This is a genomic window from Rhizobium sp. AC44/96 (assembly GCF_001692185.1).
GTDB lineage: Bacteria > Pseudomonadota > Alphaproteobacteria > Rhizobiales > Rhizobiaceae > Rhizobium.
On sequence record NZ_LXKO01000035.1, the window covers coordinates 239,611 to 256,212 of the forward strand.

The 16,602-nt window shown below is 61.1% G+C and carries 14 protein-coding genes; 11 read left to right on the forward strand and 3 right to left on the reverse strand.

The genetic code is table 11. The annotated features are described in order from the left end of the window. The first annotated feature begins 27 nt into the window (after window positions 1–27). From ftsZ to ligA, 5 genes are all read left to right on the forward strand, one after another. Window positions 28–1,770 carry a cell division protein FtsZ gene (gene ftsZ / locus A6U87_RS22855; RefSeq protein ID WP_065693603.1) on the forward strand — a complete coding sequence of 581 codons (1,743 nt, stop codon included), beginning with the start codon at window positions 28–30 and terminating at the stop codon, window positions 1,768–1,770. Between the two features lie 287 nt (window positions 1,771–2,057). Further along, window positions 2,058–3,014 carry a UDP-3-O-acyl-N-acetylglucosamine deacetylase gene (gene lpxC / locus A6U87_RS22860; RefSeq protein WP_065693604.1) on the forward strand — a complete coding sequence of 319 codons (957 nt, stop codon included), beginning with the start codon at window positions 2,058–2,060 and terminating at the stop codon, window positions 3,012–3,014. A gap of 274 nt (window positions 3,015–3,288) precedes the next feature. Then, window positions 3,289–4,155, forward strand: coding sequence for an outer membrane protein assembly factor BamD (locus tag A6U87_RS22865; protein ID WP_198928748.1), 867 nt, complete (start codon window positions 3,289–3,291; stop codon window positions 4,153–4,155). A gap of 6 nt (window positions 4,156–4,161) precedes the next feature. After that, on the forward strand, window positions 4,162–5,835 hold the full coding sequence (recN, locus tag A6U87_RS22870) for a DNA repair protein RecN (protein ID WP_065693606.1): 1,674 nt from the start codon (window positions 4,162–4,164) through the stop codon (window positions 5,833–5,835). 108 nt (window positions 5,836–5,943) lie between these two features. Beyond that, a complete protein-coding gene (gene ligA / locus A6U87_RS22875) occupies window positions 5,944–8,106 on the forward strand; it encodes an NAD-dependent DNA ligase LigA (protein ID WP_065693607.1) in 2,163 nt (720 codons plus the stop codon). Between the two features lie 9 nt (window positions 8,107–8,115). Here the strand turns inward: ligA and A6U87_RS22880 are convergent, their stop codons facing one another. Then, window positions 8,116–8,643 (reverse strand): GNAT family N-acetyltransferase, encoded by a 528-nt coding sequence (locus A6U87_RS22880; protein ID WP_083199652.1) that lies wholly within the window; start codon window positions 8,641–8,643, stop codon window positions 8,116–8,118. Window positions 8,644–8,914: 271 nt separating this feature from the next. Between A6U87_RS22880 and A6U87_RS22885 the strand changes: the two genes are divergently transcribed. The 3 genes from A6U87_RS22885 (at window position 8,915) to A6U87_RS22895 (ending at window position 11,083) form a co-directional block, all read left to right on the forward strand. Continuing rightward, a complete protein-coding gene (locus tag A6U87_RS22885) occupies window positions 8,915–9,505 on the forward strand; it encodes a 3'-5' exonuclease (RefSeq protein ID WP_065693609.1) in 591 nt (196 codons plus the stop codon). Between the two features lie 99 nt (window positions 9,506–9,604). Further along, window positions 9,605–10,099, forward strand: coding sequence for a CreA family protein (locus A6U87_RS22890; protein WP_065693610.1), 495 nt, complete (start codon window positions 9,605–9,607; stop codon window positions 10,097–10,099). A 114-nt stretch (window positions 10,100–10,213) separates the two neighbouring features. Further along, window positions 10,214–11,083, forward strand: coding sequence for an aldose 1-epimerase family protein (locus tag A6U87_RS22895; RefSeq protein ID WP_065693611.1), 870 nt, complete (start codon window positions 10,214–10,216; stop codon window positions 11,081–11,083). A 75-nt stretch (window positions 11,084–11,158) separates the two neighbouring features. Here A6U87_RS22895 and A6U87_RS22900 read toward each other — a convergent pair whose 3' ends face one another. Together A6U87_RS22900 and A6U87_RS22905 are read right to left on the reverse strand one after the other, a co-directional pair. Further along, the gene (locus tag A6U87_RS22900; protein ID WP_065693612.1) at window positions 11,159–11,629 is read right to left on the reverse strand and encodes a chemotaxis protein CheW; all 471 of its coding nucleotides are present in this window, start codon (window positions 11,627–11,629) and stop codon (window positions 11,159–11,161) included. Window positions 11,630–11,631: 2 nt separating this feature from the next. Beyond that, the gene (locus A6U87_RS22905) at window positions 11,632–13,596 is read right to left on the reverse strand and encodes a methyl-accepting chemotaxis protein (protein WP_065693613.1); all 1,965 of its coding nucleotides are present in this window, start codon (window positions 13,594–13,596) and stop codon (window positions 11,632–11,634) included. Window positions 13,597–13,958: 362 nt separating this feature from the next. Here A6U87_RS22905 and A6U87_RS22910 point away from each other — a divergent pair, with 362 nt between their 5' ends. From A6U87_RS22910 to A6U87_RS22920, 3 genes are read left to right on the forward strand one after another with little or no spacing between them, the layout of a single operon-like run. Then, window positions 13,959–14,561, forward strand: coding sequence for an SCO family protein (locus A6U87_RS22910; protein ID WP_065693614.1), 603 nt, complete (start codon window positions 13,959–13,961; stop codon window positions 14,559–14,561). A 4-nt stretch (window positions 14,562–14,565) separates the two neighbouring features. Continuing rightward, entirely contained in the window at window positions 14,566–15,693 is a 1,128-nt protein-coding gene (locus A6U87_RS22915; protein ID WP_065693615.1) for an NAD(P)/FAD-dependent oxidoreductase, read from the forward strand. 15 nt (window positions 15,694–15,708) lie between these two features. Beyond that, window positions 15,709–16,587, forward strand: a complete 879-nt coding sequence (locus A6U87_RS22920; RefSeq protein ID WP_065693616.1) for a 50S ribosomal protein L11 methyltransferase — start codon at window positions 15,709–15,711, stop codon at window positions 16,585–16,587. Window positions 16,588–16,602: the final 15 nt, after the last annotated feature.

Consider the following 16,602-nt stretch of genomic DNA (forward strand, 5'->3'; position numbering starts at 1 on the left):
GCGGCCATAAAGAGAAGGAACGGTACCATGACTATCAAGCTGCATAAGCCTGACATCACAGAGCTGAAGCCGCGGATCACCGTGTTCGGTGTTGGCGGCGGCGGCGGCAATGCTGTCAACAACATGATTTCCGCAGGCCTCCAGGGCGTCGACTTCGTTGTCGCCAACACGGATGCACAGGCCCTGACGATGACGAAGGCAGAGCGGATCATCCAGCTCGGCGCCAGCGTCACCGAAGGTCTGGGTGCTGGTTCGCAGCCGGAAGTCGGTCGTGCAGCTGCTGAAGAGTGCATCGACGAGATCGTCGATCACCTGAACGGCACCCACATGTGCTTCGTCACCGCCGGCATGGGCGGCGGCACCGGTACGGGTGCTGCTCCTGTGGTCGCGCAGGCCGCCCGCAACAAGGGCATCCTGACGGTCGGCGTCGTTACCAAGCCGTTCCACTTCGAAGGCGGACGCCGCATGCGTCTGGCCGAATCGGGCATCCAGGAACTGCAGAAGTCGGTCGACACCCTGATTGTCATTCCGAACCAGAACCTCTTCCGCATTGCCAACGACAAGACGACGTTCGCCGATGCGTTCGCGATGGCTGACCAAGTTCTCTATTCGGGCGTTGCCTGCATCACCGACCTGATGGTGAAGGAAGGTCTCATCAACCTCGACTTCGCTGACGTTCGTTCGGTCATGCGCGAAATGGGCCGCGCGATGATGGGCACCGGCGAGGCTTCCGGCCAGGGCCGCGCAATGCAGGCTGCCGAAGCTGCCATCGCAAACCCGCTGCTCGACGAAACCTCGATGAAGGGCGCGCAGGGCCTGCTGATCTCCATCACCGGTGGTCGCGACCTTACCCTCTTCGAAGTCGACGAAGCTGCGACCCGTATCCGCGAAGAAGTCGATCCGGATGCGAACATCATCCTCGGCGCAACCTTCGACGAATCGCTTGAAGGCATCATCCGCGTCTCCGTCGTCGCCACCGGCATCGACCGTGCGATGAACCAGGACTCCGGCAAGAACTTCCAGCAGGTCCAGAAGCCGATTATCCGTCCTTCCGCGGCCGTTGCTCCGGCTCCGGCCGCAGTTCAGCCTGCACCAGTCATGCAGCAGGCACCGAAGGCCGTCGATCCGATCGCACAGGCGATCCGCACCGCGGAAGCCGAGATGGAACGTGAACTCGAAATCCACGCTCCTCGTGCGGCAGCGCCGGTACAGCAGCCTGTCCAGCAGGAAACCTTCCGCCCGCAGAGCCGCATCTTCGCAGCTCCGGAAGCCGCTCCGATCATCCGTCCTGCCCCGGTTCAGCAGGCTCCTGTCCAGGCGCCGATCATGAGCCAACCGGCTCCTGTGATGCAGCAGCCAGCGCCTGTCATGCAGCAGCCGGCGCCGGTTATGCAGCAGCCGATGGCCGCTCAGCAGCAGCCGGTTCGCATGCCGAAGGTTGAAGACTTCCCGCCGGTCGTTCAGGCCGAGCTCGACCACCGCGCACAGCCTGCAGTCGCCGCGCAGGTTCACGAAGAGCGCGGTCCGATGGGTCTTCTGAAGCGAATCACCAATTCGCTCGGACGCCGTGACGAGGAAGTCGTTCCGGAGATGACATCGGCACCGGCCGCTGCATCGCAGCAACGCCGTCCGCTGTCTCCGGAAGCCAGCCTTTACGCTCCGCGCCGTGGAAACCTTGACGATCAGGGCCGCAGCGTTCCTCAGGCCCGCATGATGCAGGAAGACGATCAGCTGGAAATTCCAGCCTTCCTTCGCCGCCAGTCGAACTGAGGTCGACACAGAATCGCCACGCTCAGGCCCGGGAGTTCGCTCCCGGGCATCTGTGTTTCAAGGTGCCGAAATTCAGGCAAATTATGCAGCAATTTCAAAAGCATGCTTTCGTAACAAAGCGAAAGAAACAGTGATTTGGATTGGAGCGCGGGCGCACGTATGTATGGACTAACAAAACCGTCTTCGTGCACTCATTGCAGGACTTGGACGGAGCGAAATAAACCTCGGTAGATGGGTTTCGGCAGATAAGCCGCAGCGAATCGCCGGGGATAATAAAGGCAAGATTTATGGTTATTGGCATGTTGGGTTTTCAAACGACGGTATCACGCCCGGTCACGCTTTCTGGGATCGGCGTTCATTCTGGTGCTGACGTTTCGATCACCTTCAACCCGGCTGAAGCAGATACTGGTGTCGTATTCAACCGTATGCACGAGAACGGTGAAGTTACCGAGCTGCGTGCCGTTTCCTCGCAGGTCGGCAATACAGACCTCTGCACGGTTCTTGGTTTCTCGCCGGCGCGCTCCGTCGCGACGATCGAGCATGTCATGGCAGCTGTCTACGCGCTTGGCCTCGACAACGTCCTGATTGAAGTTCACGGCGCTGAAATGCCGATCATGGACGGTAGCTCCATGCCCTTCATCGAAGCAATCGAGCAGGTCGGTCTGGTATCCCTCGGCGTCAAGCGTCGTTACATCCGCGTCACCAAGCCGGTTCGTATCGAACATGGCGGTTCGTGGAGCGAATTCCGTCCCTATGACGGCATGCGCTTTGAAGTCGAGATCGATTTCGACACGCCGCTGATTGGCCGCCAGACTTGGGAAGGCGACATGACCGCTGCGACGTTCAAGTCGGAACTGTCGCGCGCCCGTACCTTCGGCTTCATGCGCGATGTGGAACGTCTGTGGGCCTCTGGCCACGCGCTCGGTTCGTCGCTCGAGAATTCGGTTGTCATCTCCGACGACAATACGGTCATCAACGTCGAAGGCCTGCGTTACGCCAAGGACGAATTCGTCCGTCACAAGACGCTGGATGCCGTTGGTGATCTGGCGCTTGCCGGTGCTCCGTTTATCGGCTGCTACCGCTCTTATCGCGGCGGCCACAAGATGAATGCCAATGCCCTTAAGGCGCTGCTCAACGATCCGACAGCCTATGAAGTTGTCGAGACATCTGCACCGCGCCAGCGTGTTGCTCCCCGGGACTTCATCCGGGTCAACGCACCGGAATTTGCTCCCTGGTCGGCTTGACCTCCACCGCATTTTTTAAGGCCAGGGCCGCTTCCTTCGGGAGGCGGTTTCTTTATGAGGATGGCCCATTGCGATTCCCGATAGGTGTTTTGCAGCAGATGTTTAGCGGCAACAGATGCGTCCTTCTCTGGGCAAAACTCAACATTATGGCCGGTGCCGCCACAAAAATGCGTTAATGCATCATCATTGCGTTGCTCTGGCCATACATTTGTGGCTAGAAACGCCAGCAAGGCGTGGCCGCCGTTGAGGGATGGCGGCGGTTGGGATTGTTCCGATGGGTTATGCAGGGTCTGAAAGTATGATGAAGACAGCGCGCGCTTTGTTCGCATCGCTCTTGGTGCTGAGCGCAGGTGCCTTGGTTTCCGGATGCCAGTCGGACCCCGATATCGACATTACCAAGCTCGGCGTTGAAAACGATCCGCCGGACGTTCTTTATACGCAGGGCCTCGCCAACATGAAGGCGGGCAACATGAACGAGGCGGCGCGCAAGTTCGACGCCATCGATCGGGAGAACCCGTTCTCCGAGTGGGCTCGCAAGGCGCTTGTGATGAGCACCTTCGTGAAATACCGCCAGAGCCGCCTGGATGACGCGCTTGCCTCCGGCAATCGCTACATGGCGCAGTACCCGAAGTCGAAGGACGCACCCTATGTGCAGTATCTGATCGGCTTGACCTATTCCAAGCAGATCGTGGACGTGACGCAGGATCAGCGCGCAGCGGCCAAGACGATCGAGGCCATGCAGGCCGTCGTCGACAACTATCCTGACTCCGAATATGTCGACGATGCGCAGGCGAAGATCCGCTTCGCGCGCGACCAGCTCGCCGGCAAGGAAATGCAGATCGGCCGCTACTATATGGAGCGCAAGGAATACCTTGCCGCCATCTCGCGTTTCCGCAACGTCGTCGAGAAATATCCGAGCACGAACCAGATCGAAGAAGCGCTCGCCCGCCTGGTCGAGGCCTATTACGCGATGGGTATCGTCGAAGAAGCCCAGACGGCTGCTGCCGTTCTCGGCCACAACTATCCTGACAGCCAGTGGTATGCAGATTCCTACAAGCTCCTGAAGAGCAACGGCACCGAGCCGCGTGAAAATCAGGGCTCGTGGATTTCGGCCGCCGGCAAGAAACTGCTCGGTTCCTGAGGCCAAATGCTGATCCAGCTTTCGATCCGCGATATCGTCCTGATCGAGCGGCTGGATCTTGCCTTCGAGACCGGCCTCTCGGTTCTGACCGGTGAGACGGGTGCGGGCAAATCCATCCTGCTTGACAGTCTTTCGCTCGCGCTTGGCGGGCGCGGCGACGGTGGCCTTGTCCGCCACGGCGAAGACAAGGGGCAGGTGACTGCCGTCTTCGACGTGGAGCCGGACCACAGGGCGCGTCGGCTGCTTCGCGAGAACGGCATAGACGATGATGGCGATCTGATCTTCCGTCGCGTGCAGACCTCCGACGGCCGCACCAAGGCCTATGTCAATGACCAGCCGCTCAGCGTGCAGCTCATGCGCCAGGCCGGCCAGATGCTTGTCGAGATCCATGGCCAGCATGACGACCGAGCGCTCGTCGACACTCATGCCCACCGCATCCTGCTCGATGCCTTTGCCGGCATCGGCGACGAGGTTGCTGCCGTTTCCGAGCTTTACCGTAAGTGGCGCGATACCGAACGGACGCTGAAGAAGCAGCGCGAGAAGGTCGAGAACGCTGCTCGCGAAGCGGACTATATCCGCTCGTCGGTCGAGGAACTTGAAAAGCTCTCGCCGCAGGACGGTGAAGAGGACGAACTGGCCGACCGCCGGCAGAAGATGATGAAGGCGGAGCGAATTGCCGGCGATATCGCCGAGGCCTCCGAGTTCCTCAACGGCAATGCCTCTCCCGTGCCCCACATCGCGTCGCTGGTGCGCAGGCTGGAGCGCAAGAGCCATGAAGCGCCGGGACTGCTGGAAGACACCGTGGCGCTTCTGGATGCCGCGCTTGATCAGCTTTCCAATGCGCAGATGGAGGTCGAGGCGGCCCTGCGGAAGACGGAGTACGATCCGAAGGAATTGGAGCGCGTCGAGGAGCGGCTGTTTGCGCTGCGCGGCGCCTCGCGGAAATATTCTGTTCCGGTAACGGAGCTGCCTGCCTTGGCTGTGCGCATGATCAACGATCTGGCGGATCTGGACGCTGGCGAGGAAAGGCTCGCCAAGCTCGAAGCCGAGGTCGGCGTCCACAAGGCAAGCTATGACGTGGCGGCGCGATCGCTCTCCGAGAAGCGTCACCATGCCGGGCAGTCCCTCGCGGCTGCCGTCATGGCGGAATTGCCGGCGCTGAAGCTTGAGCGGGCGCGTTTCATGGTGGAGATCACCACCGACCCCGAGGAGGCCGCAGCCGAAGGTATAGACATTGTCGAGTTCCACGTGCAGACGAACCCCGGTACGCGTCCCGGTTCGATCATGAAGGTTGCTTCCGGCGGTGAACTGTCGCGCTTCTTGCTGGCGCTGAAAGTGGCGCTTGCTGACCGCGGTTCGGCGCCGACGCTGGTTTTCGACGAAATCGATACAGGGGTCGGCGGTGCGGTTGCGGACGCGATCGGTCAGCGGCTGAAGCGGCTTTCCGACCGCGTGCAAGTGTTGTCGGTAACGCACGCGCCGCAGGTGGCGGCACGCGCGGCGACGCATCTCCTTATCTCGAAGGGACCCGTTTCAGATGGCTCCGAAAAGATCGCGACGCGCGTGGCGACCATGGAGCCGGGTGACCGCACGGAAGAGATTGCCCGTATGTTGGCCGGTGCATCGGTGACGGAAGAGGCGAGGGCGGCAGCTGCCCGGCTGCTCGCCGGCAACGGCTGATCTCGCAAGCCTCGAGTTGGGGAGAGGCGTTGCAGATGTCGTCTCGCTCTCTTTCAATCCATCCATTTTGCTCTAAAACGACTCCACATTCCGTGGAGCGAGAGCCTTATGTCGACCGAAGCCGTAGCCGTTGATGCCCTGACGATCGAGGAAGCCGCCGTCGAACTCGAGCGGCTTGCCAAGGAGATCGCCCGCAACGACGCGCTTTATCACGGCGAGGATCGGCCGGCGATTTCAGACGCCGAGTATGACGCGCTGAAACGCCGCAACGACGCGATCGAAGCGCGCTTTCCGGAGCTCATTCGTGAGGACAGCCCTTCGCGGCGCGTCGGCGCAGCACCCTCGGTCACCTTCGCATCGGTCGTGCATGCGCGGCCAATGCTGTCGCTCGACAATACTTTCTCGCAGGAGGATGTGCAGGACTTCGTAGGGAGCGTCTATCGCTTCCTCGGTCGCCTGCCCGACCAGTCGATCGCCTTTACCGCCGAACCGAAGATCGACGGCCTCTCCATGTCAATCCGCTACGAGAACGGCAGGATGGTGAGCGCGGCGACGCGTGGTGATGGCACGACAGGCGAGAACGTCACCGCCAATATCCGGACCATCAAGGAGATTCCGCAGACACTGCCCGCGGGAGTGCCTGACATCGTCGAAGTGCGTGGTGAGGTCTATATGGCCAAGAGCGACTTTCTCGCGCTCAACAAGCAGATGGAGGCGGAGGGCAAGCAGACCTACGTCAACCCGCGCAACACGGCCGCCGGATCGCTACGCCAACTCGACGCCAAGGTGACCGCCAGCCGCAAGCTGAGATTCTTCGCCTATGCCTGGGGCGAGATATCCGAGCCAAACGATTTGCCGAAGACCCAGTTCGAGATGGTGCAGACATTCAAGGAATGGGGCTTCCCGGTCAATCCGCTGATGAAGCGCTTGAACTCGGTCGCGGACATCCTTGCCCACTATGACGACATCGGCCTCAAGCGGCCGGATCTCGACTACGACATCGACGGCGTCGTCTATAAGGTCGACAGTCTCGAGCTGCAGGCCCGCCTCGGTTTTCGTTCGCGCAGCCCGCGCTGGGCGACCGCGCACAAGTTTCCGGCGGAGCAGGCCTTCACTCGCCTGCAGGCGATCGACATCCAGGTCGGGCGCACCGGCGCGTTGACCCCCGTTGCGCGTCTTGAGCCGATTACCGTTGGCGGGGTCGTCGTCACCAATGCGACACTGCACAACGAGGATTACATCAAGGGCATCGGCAACAGCGGCGAGCCGCTGCGCGAGGGCCGCGACATTCGCACCGGCGACATGGTGATCGTTCAGCGGGCCGGCGACGTCATTCCGCAGATCGTCGATGTCGTGATGGAAAAGCGCGAATCGGAGAGCAAGCCCTATGTCTTCCCGAAGACCTGCCCGGTTTGCGGTTCGCATGCTGTGCGCGAGGTGAACGAGAAGACCGGAAAGGTCGATGCCGTCACGCGCTGCACCGGCGGCTTCATCTGCCGCGCCCAGGCGACGGAGCATCTGAAGCACTTCGTTTCCCGTAACGCCTACGACATCGAGGGGCTCGGCTCCAAGCAGGTGGACTTCTTCTTCGAAAGCGAAGATCCGTCGCTGCAGATCCGCAGCGCGCCAGATATCTTCACCTTGGAAAAGCGGCAGGCGGATTCGACGCTCACCAAGCTCGAAAACATCGACGGCTTCGGCAAGGTCAGCGTCGGCAAGCTCTACGCAGCGATCAACGAGCGTCGCAACATTGCGCTGCACCGTTTCATCTACGCGCTCGGCATTCGTCACGTGGGCGAAACCACCGCCAAGCTGCTGGCGCGCTCCTACGGCACCTATGAAGCCTTCGAGGCAGCAATGAAGGAAGCGGCTCCACTCACCGGAGACGCGTGGAACGATCTGAATGCCATCGAGGGCATTGGCGAGATTGTCGCTCGCGCCATCGTCGAGTTCTACAAGGAACCGCGCAACGTCGAGGTCATCACGCGCCTGTTGCAGGAGGTGAAGCCGGAGGTGGCGGAGCAGCCGGTAACATCGGGCAGCCCTGTTGCCGGCAAGACCGTGGTCTTTACCGGATCGCTGGAAAAGTTTACCCGCGACGAGGCGAAGGCGAGAGCCGAAAGCCTCGGCGCCAAGGTTGCCGGTTCGGTATCCAAGAAGACCGATATCCTCGTCGCGGGCCCCGGTGCGGGTTCGAAGCTGGACAAGGCGCGCGAACTTGGCGTCCAGACGATGGACGAGGATGAGTGGCTGGCCTTGATCGGCGGATAGCGTGAGCAGCTAGTCGCGCAGCCGCGCCATCGCGTGGGTGTCGACGTAGTGGCCTGCCCGGAAGGCATAGGCGCGTAGCGTGCCTTCGGTCTCGAAGCCGAATTTCCTGTAGAGCGCGATGGCCGGTTCATTGTCGGTGAAGACGGTGAGTTCCAGCCGCCTGATGTTCAGCCAATTGTCGGCGGCATCGATGACGGCGGCGAGGAGGGCGCTGCCGATGCCTCTGCCGGTGAAGTCGTCATGCACGCCCATACCGATGCCTGCGACATGGTTGCGGCGGCCGCGATATCGCGTCATGCCGATGTCGCCGACGATGCTTTCGTCAATGACCGCCACGAGGCGCATGGCATCCGCATTGCCGCTGTCGAGATGGCGGCGCGTTTCCTCGATGCTCTGGTAAGGCGGCCGCAGCGTTCCGGCGCGAAAGCCGGGGAGGTTGACAAGCGTTGTCAATCCCTCGGCATCCGACGAGCGGACGGCACGGATGAGCAGTCCTTGCGGACCTTTGGATATCGGTTTCGCGGGTGGTTCGGACATTCGACTCTCCATTTTCTGATAGGAGGAGAGCAGGTTCCCAAACCCTGCTCGCCTCGGCAGGGTTTTCGGGATGAACGGATTGCTCTAACGCGCCATCGCTCCCGGCAACCCCGTAAGGGTCGTCGTGATCTGCATAAGCGTGGCTGTCATCAGCGATCTGTTCATGGATCGCACTGTCTCGCGACAGGGTTGTTGATGTCAAGGTACCGATGTTTGCACCGGCAGGACGGGGGCGTTATGCCTGATTGAAGCAATCGAATCGGACCTTGCCTTGAAGACTATCGCCATTGATTTCGAGACGGCCAACGAGCAGCGCGGCAGTGCCTGTTCCGTCGGACTCGCCTGGATCGAGGACGGGCGTGTCACACGCGTCGAGGAGCGCCTGATCCGTCCCAAGCAGATGCGTTTCTCGGGAATGAACATCGCGATCCACGGCATCCGTCCCGAACATGTCGAGGATGCGCCGGAATTTCCCGAGGTGATGGACGAGTTCGAGGATGATTTTCGCGGCGCGACGATGATTGCCCACAACGCGGCCTTCGATTTCAGCGTCTGGCGGTCGTGCCTCGATCTCTACCGTCAATCCTATCCGGAACTCACCTATCTCTGCAGCCTGAAGATGTCGCAGCGCGTCTGGCCGCATTTTCTTTCGCACCGGCTGAATATCCTCGCGGAGCATCTTGGGCTGCGTTTCGCGCACCACAATGCCGCCGAAGACGCTGCGGTCTGCGCGCAGGCCGCGATCGAGATCGCCCGGCAAGTGGGGGCTGCGGCCGTTCACGCCATTCCTGATTTGATCGGCATGAAGCCAGGCCGGCTGTTGGCCAACGGCTACGAACCCTGCACCTGCCGCAAGGGCTGACACGGCCCGGGAAGGGCGAGCCTTCCCGGGAAAGCCTAGCCTTTCTTGCAAAGGCGTGCCCCGCACTTATCTTAGATGCGGAGCAGCCAAGGAGCCGTCATGTCCAGAAAACGCAATACAATGCTTGCTGTAGCCTCGCTGGTCGGTCTTTGCGCCGGCTCGGTCTCCGCCGATGTCGTCGGCAAGGTCGGCGTTGACTGGATCGGCAACGACATCATCGTCGATGCCGTGGCCGACCCCGAGGTGAAGGGCGTCACCTGTCACGTCACCTATTTCGACCGCAGCGTTATCGATCGCGTCAAGAACGGCAACTGGTTCGAGGATCCGTCCAACAGCGCGATCTCCTGCCACCAGACGGGGCCAATCGAGATCGGCAACATCGATCTGTCGAAGGGAGGCGACGAGGTTTTCAAGTCGGGCATCTCGCTTGTCTGGAAGAAGCTGGTGGTCAACCGGATCTACGACAAGCAGAACGACACGTTGATCTACCTTGTCCATTCCCGCGAGTTGACCGACGGCTCGGCTAAAATGGCGATATCGACCATCTCGCTGTATGGGCAGAATGTGGTCTGGAAAAACGGCAAGCCGCAATAGGCTGGAGAGGCCGAGCAACTCTTGGTGAGCGGTCGCGCCAGCACTGCTCGGAGGATGGAAATCGCTGGCCGGCGCAGATATGGTCCGGCCGGAACAAACCGAAGAGGACCACCGATGCCAAGCTCCACACGGATCGCAAATCAATATCTGACTGTCGATGTCTCTTCACTCGGCGCCGAGATGCAGGCGCTGACGACAGGGGATGGGCGGTCCTGGCTATGGAGTGGTGATGCGGCCTTCTGGAGCGGTCGTTCACCGGTGCTCTTCCCGATCGTGGGCAAGGCTCCCGATGATACCGTGGGGATCGACGGTCAAAGCTATGCAATGGGCCAGCACGGCTTCGCAAGGCGCTCGGAGTTTACCCTTGCATCGTCGAACGAGACGATGTGCCGGTATGAGCTTTCGTCCTCTCCCGCAACCAATGCTGTCTATCCTTTCGATTTCCTTCTTGCCGTGGAGCACGCCATCGAGGGGCCGGTGCTGACCGTTTCCGCCGAGGTGACAAATCGCGACGGGCGGCCGATGCCTTTCGGTATCGGCTTTCACCCGGCCTTCGTCTGGCCGCTGCCGGGTGCGGCAGGGCAAGACCATGTCGTCACGCTCGACAATCGCGCAGAGCCGCAGCTGGCGCGGGTGGAGGGTGGACTGCTTGCGCCTGCAAGGCTTTCCTCGCCGTTCAAGGCTGGTCGCCTCGTCCTGGAACACAGCATGTTCGAGCTGGATGCCATGATCTTTCCTGAAGGTGCGGGCAAAGGGTTGAGATACGGCGTCGAAGGCGGACCGGCGATGCAGTTCCATTTCGACAATCTGCCCAATCTGGCGCTGTGGCAAAAACCGGGTGCGCCGTTCATCTGCGTCGAGCCGTGGCACGGCATGGCTGCGGAAAAGGGGGCCTCGAATGAGCTTTCCGCGCGGCCGTACACGCAGACTCTTGCGCCAGGGGCCACGGCCCGCTTCGCATTCTCGGTCGAAATCGTCGAATAGGCTTTGCCGAAGCTACAAAAAAAAGCCGCCCGCAACGATCTGTCGCGGGCGGCTTTTTGATATGTTCGGTAGGCCTTAGGCGGCTTCGCGGGACAGTTCGTCGGCGATGACGGTGTCGAGGTTCAGGAAGCAGACCATGGTCTTCTCCAGGGCGACGATGCCACGGCAGAAGGCGCGCTGGGTTTCCGGGATGATCTCCGGCGCCGGCTGCAGGTCTTCGCTCTTGATCGTCATCATGTCGGAAACCTGCTCGACCAGAAGGCCGACCAGCTTGCCGGCGATATCGGTGACGATGATGGCGGAACGCTCGGACGGCTCGGTCATCTTCATGCCGAGGCGGCAGGCCATATCGATGACCGGGATCACCGCGCCACGCAGGTTGATCAGGCCGAGAACGTAAGGCGGTGTATGCGGCATCGGGGTAACAGGCGCCCAGCCGCGGATTTCGCGGATGGCCATGATGTCGATACAGAATTCCTGCTCACCGAGATGGAAGGAGACGATCTCGAGATGCGAGCCGGTCTGGTTGATGACATTGTTATTCATGATCAGAATTCTTCCCAGTTGTCTCCGGCCGGTGCGGCCATTGCTCTGGCGGCAGCGCCGCCGCTGAATGCGCCCGCGACTTTGCCGATCAGGCTTCGTGCGGGGGATGGTTTCGGATGCGAGACGGCTGTTGCTTCCCGCGGCGTTTGACGGGCCTTCATGCCCTCGCCGATCTTGAACGTCTCGATCAGGTGGATCAGGTTGTCGGCGTCTGCCGCAAGCGTATGACTTGCAGCGTTCGTCTCTTCCACCATGGCCGCGTTCTTCTGCGTGACCTGGTCCATCTGGCTGATGGCCGTATTGATTTCGTTCAGTCCAACCGATTGTTCGCGTGCAGAGGTTACGATTGATTTAACATGTTCGTCGATCCGCGAAACATCTTCGCCGATCTGGCGCAATGCCTCGCCAGTCGCCGTCACAAGTTCGCCGCCGATCTTCACCTCGGCGCCTGACTTTCCGATCAAGGCCTTGATATCCTTGGCTGCGCCCGCGGCGCGACCGGCAAGCTCGCGCACTTCCTGGGCGACGACCGCAAAACCCTTGCCGGCCTCGCCGGCGCGGGCCGCCTCGACGCCGGCATTGAGGGCAAGCAGATTCGTCTGGAAGGCGATCTCGTCGATGACGTTGATGATGGTGCCGATCTCGCGGGAGGCCGCCTCGATTCGCTCCATGGCCGCCATGGCGTCGGTGACGACGATGTCCGACTTGGTCGTGTTTTGACGGGTATGCGCGACCATCTTGCCGACTTCCTCGGCGCGGTCGGTCGCGCTGCGAACGGTGGCCGTGATCTGATCGAGGGCTGCGGAGGTCTCTTCGAGCGAGGCCGCTTGCTGTTCGGTGCGCTTGGCAAGATCGTCGGCTGCCGAGCGCATCTGCTGGCTGCTTGCCTGGATCGAGGTGCCATTCCGGGCGATGCCGAGCATGGCCTTGCGCAATGTCACTGTCGTCTGGTTGAAGTCGTCGCGCAGCCGCTCGAGTTCGGGCTTGAAAGGTTTGTCGATGGTCACGGTAACGTCGCCGCCGGCAAGCCGGGTGAGGCCCTGGCCCAGCGCATTGACGGCAGCGTTCAGCGCTTCGGTGTCGGCGAGCTTCGCCGCTTCGCGGCTTCTGCGCTCAGCCTCGCCTTGCTGGCGCTCGCTTTCGCTGCGGCTTTCCAGGGCCCGCTTTTCGATCGCGGCGAGACGGAAGCTCTGCGCGGCGCGCGCCATGTCGCCGATCTCGTCACCTCGATCGGTGGCCGGCACATCGCTGTCGAGATCGCCGTTCATGATCCGCTGCATGCTGCGGCGAACGGCCTCGATCCCACGTCGGATCGACCCGCCGTGAACATATTGAAGCGCCGCCATGGCGAGGATGGCGAGGAGGCCGAGGCCAATCTGGATATAGACGGCACGCTGGGATATCGCGTTTGCCTGATCGATCCGCTTCTTGGCGACATCGCCGCCGTCCAGTGCCAGCTTGTCAAGCGTTGCCGTCAGTTTGTCGCCGCCTGCATCGATTGCATCGTCGAGCTTGTCGAACGCACTGTCCGGCGCGCCCGCTTCAACGGCAGCCTTCAGGTCGCCGACGATCGACTTGTTGAGCGAAGCGACATCCGCGTCGTAGCTGGAGAGCAGCTGGGTTGCGTTCAATTCGTCGGCGAGAAGCCGCATTTCCTTCGATCCGCTCGAGAGCTTGGCGACGGAGTCGTTCATCAGCTTCAGGCGTTCCGGCGCGACCACCTTGTCGCTGCGGTCGACGATCGTATCCATTGCGGCCAGGATGAGCGTCAGGTTGGCCGTGCGCATCTCGTTGATGTGATCGACGCTTGCCTGGATTTCGTTCGCGCGGTGCAGCGCGTTGCCGACGATTGCATTTTCATACCACCCGACCGCCAGCATCGAACCGAAGCCGATGAATGCGGCGCCCGCCAGCGTCCAGAGCCTCTGGCTCACCGAGAGGCTCCTGCGCATTGTCATGTCTGCCATGTGAAGACTGTCCCCTCCGCGATGAGACGCGGGATGTTCTCGTTCGCCTACATGCGGATATCCGGGATTTTGGGACACCAGAAAGACGTCATGTCATGGGAACGGTGGGCGTTCCATCCATAGCTAAATATAGATATGATTTTTTAAGTATTTCCTAACGATCTGAAATATTCGGATTTCCGGGTAAGGCGAGGATTGCTTTGAAAACCAATGACATATTTCGCTTCCCTGCGGCGGTGCTGGCAGAGAACGGGTGGGGCAATCGACCACGGCGAGAAAACGTCTTGTTGAATTGCCTGATGGGGCACGACGCGATATCAGGCAGAGGAGGGGACGGTCCCCGCCTGCGAGGAATTTGATCGATGAAGAGTGTCCGCATTGCGGTCTGGGTTGCGGTGCTGCTGATGGCCGGCATTCTTGGCTGGCTGACGTTGAATGTCACCAAGACGAAGGAAGCCCTGTCGGACGGGCCGTTCGGCGTGCCGTTCACGCTGGTTGCGCAGAATGGCCAGCCGATCACCGAGCAGGCGTTCCGCGGCAAGCCGACGGCTTTGTTCTTCGGTTTTACACATTGCCCGGAGGTCTGCCCGACGACACTCTTCGAATTGAATGGCTGGCTGGAGAAGATCGATCCCAAGGGTGAGAAGCTGCAGGCTTATTTCGTGACCGTCGATCCCGAGCGCGATACGCCTGATGTGATGAACCAGTACGTCTCCAACGTCTCGAAGCGCATTATCGGGATCTCAGGAGCGCCGGACAAGGTCGCGGACGTGATCAAGGGCTATCGTGTCTACGCCAAGAAGGTGCCCGTCGACGAGAACAATCCGAACGGCGATTACACGATGGACCATACGGCATCTGTTTTCCTGCTGGATTCGGCCGGCCGCTTCTCCGGAACGATCGCCTATGGTGAAAATCCCGATACGGCGGTAAAAAAGCTGGAGAACCTCGTCAACAAGGGATGACGTCATGGCGCCTGGGCATCGCAGCATCCTGATTGCCGGAGCCGGCGCGACTGGTCTGGCTGCTGCCCTGGAACTCGCCAGACGGGGATTTCACCCGCGGATTGTCGATAGCGATGCCGGCCCTGTTCCTCTGATCGAAAGCCGCGCGCTGGGCGTCAATGCGCGGACGCTCACCCTCCTTGCGCCGTCGCGGGTGACCGATGCGATATTGCAGGAGGCGCAACAGATCGCGCGTTTCCGTGTCGTCTCGAAGGGGCGGAGGCTCGCAGATCTCGATACAACGACGATTGCTGGCCCCTACAGCGCATTGCACGCCCTCGCGCAAGGGCACACGGAGCGCCTGCTCGTCGGAAAGCTTTCCGACTATGAGGTCGTGCCGGAATGGGAGACGTCCATCGTCAGCGTTTCAGATGATCGTTCCAAGCCGCGGGTGACACTTCGGAAGGCCGACGGCTCCGTGGAAAGCGCAAGCTTCGATATTGTCATCGGCGCTGACGGCGCTCATTCGACGGTGCGCAAGGCAATTGGTATCGGCTTTCCCGGAGAGGCGCTGGAAAGCAGCTTTTATCTCGCCGATTTTCGCTACAGCCAACCGGTCGACTCGCACTTTGCCGAGATCAGCCTTGTCGATCCCGGAATGATCGGACGGTTGCCGCTGGAGCGCTATGTGTTGCGCTACATTTCGACACTTCCGGATTTCGAAACGCGCATCCAGCATCCGGCGCCAATTGCCGAGCGCGTCTGGGCTTCGAATTTCCGGGTTCATTTCCGCCATGTCGATACAATGTCGAGAGGCAATGTATTTCTGGCTGGCGACGCCGCCCATATCCATTCGCCCGCTGGCGCGCGGGGCATGAATCTCGGGATCGAGGATGCATGCTGGCTTGCCTGGCTGATCTCGGAAGGCCGCGAGGCCGAGTACACCGCGCTGCGCATGCCTGCCGTCCAGACCGTGCTCAAGCAGACGCGTCAGCTCACATCTCTTATCACGATGCGGAATCCGCTGGCGATCGCGATCCGCAACCTTGCGGTACCGGTGCTTTTCAGACTACCTGCATTTTCACAAAGATTGCTTCACGGCGTTTCGGGATACGACACGCCGCCACCGCCATGGATCGATGGCGCGCTATAAACGGAAAGACCGACCTTGAGTGAAATACGCCTCTACGTGACGACCACCGAAGTGCTGGCCGGGCAGATCCTGGATCTGCTGTCCGACGTCTTCGGCGAAGAAGATTTCGCGATCGCGACCACCGAGATCGATGAGAAGAAAGACATCTGGGAAGCATCCGTCTACATGATGCGCGAGGACGAGGACGAAGTCCGTGTCCGCGTCGAAGAAGCGCTGGCGCACAGCTTCCCGGATGCCAAGGTCGAACGCGAAGTCATTCCGGAGATCGACTGGGTGGCCAAGTCGCTCGAAGGACTGAAGCCGGTGCGGGCAGGGCGCTTCCTGGTGCATGGCTCGCATGACCGCGACAAGGTGCGCTCCGGCGACATCGCCATCGAGATCGACGCGGGGCAGGCGTTCGGAACCGGCCACCACGGCACCACTGCGGGCTGCCTGGAGACGATCGACCGCGTGGTGCGGTCGCGCAAGGTGCGCAATGCGCTGGACCTCGGAACGGGAAGCGGCGTTCTGGCGATCGCAGTGCGGAAGCTGAAGAATATTCCTGTTCTGGCCACCGATATCGACCCGATCGCCACGCGGGTCGCTGCCGAGAACGTCCGACGCAACGGCATCGCCACGGGCATTTCGACCGAAACGGCGCCGGGCTTCCATTCGACAGCCTTCTCGTCGCATGGTCCGTTCGATCTGATCATTGCCAACATTCTGGCGCGGCCATTGATCAAGATGGCGCCGCAGCTCGTCACGCATCTGGCGCCCGGCGGCTCGGTCATCTTGTCGGGCATTCTCGCATCGCAGCGCTGGAAGGTTCTGGCGGCCTATAACGGAGCGCATCTGCGCCATGTTCGCACCATCTGGCGCAATGGCTGGGTAACCATTCACCTCGACCGCCCCTGAGGCGAGAGCAAAAGA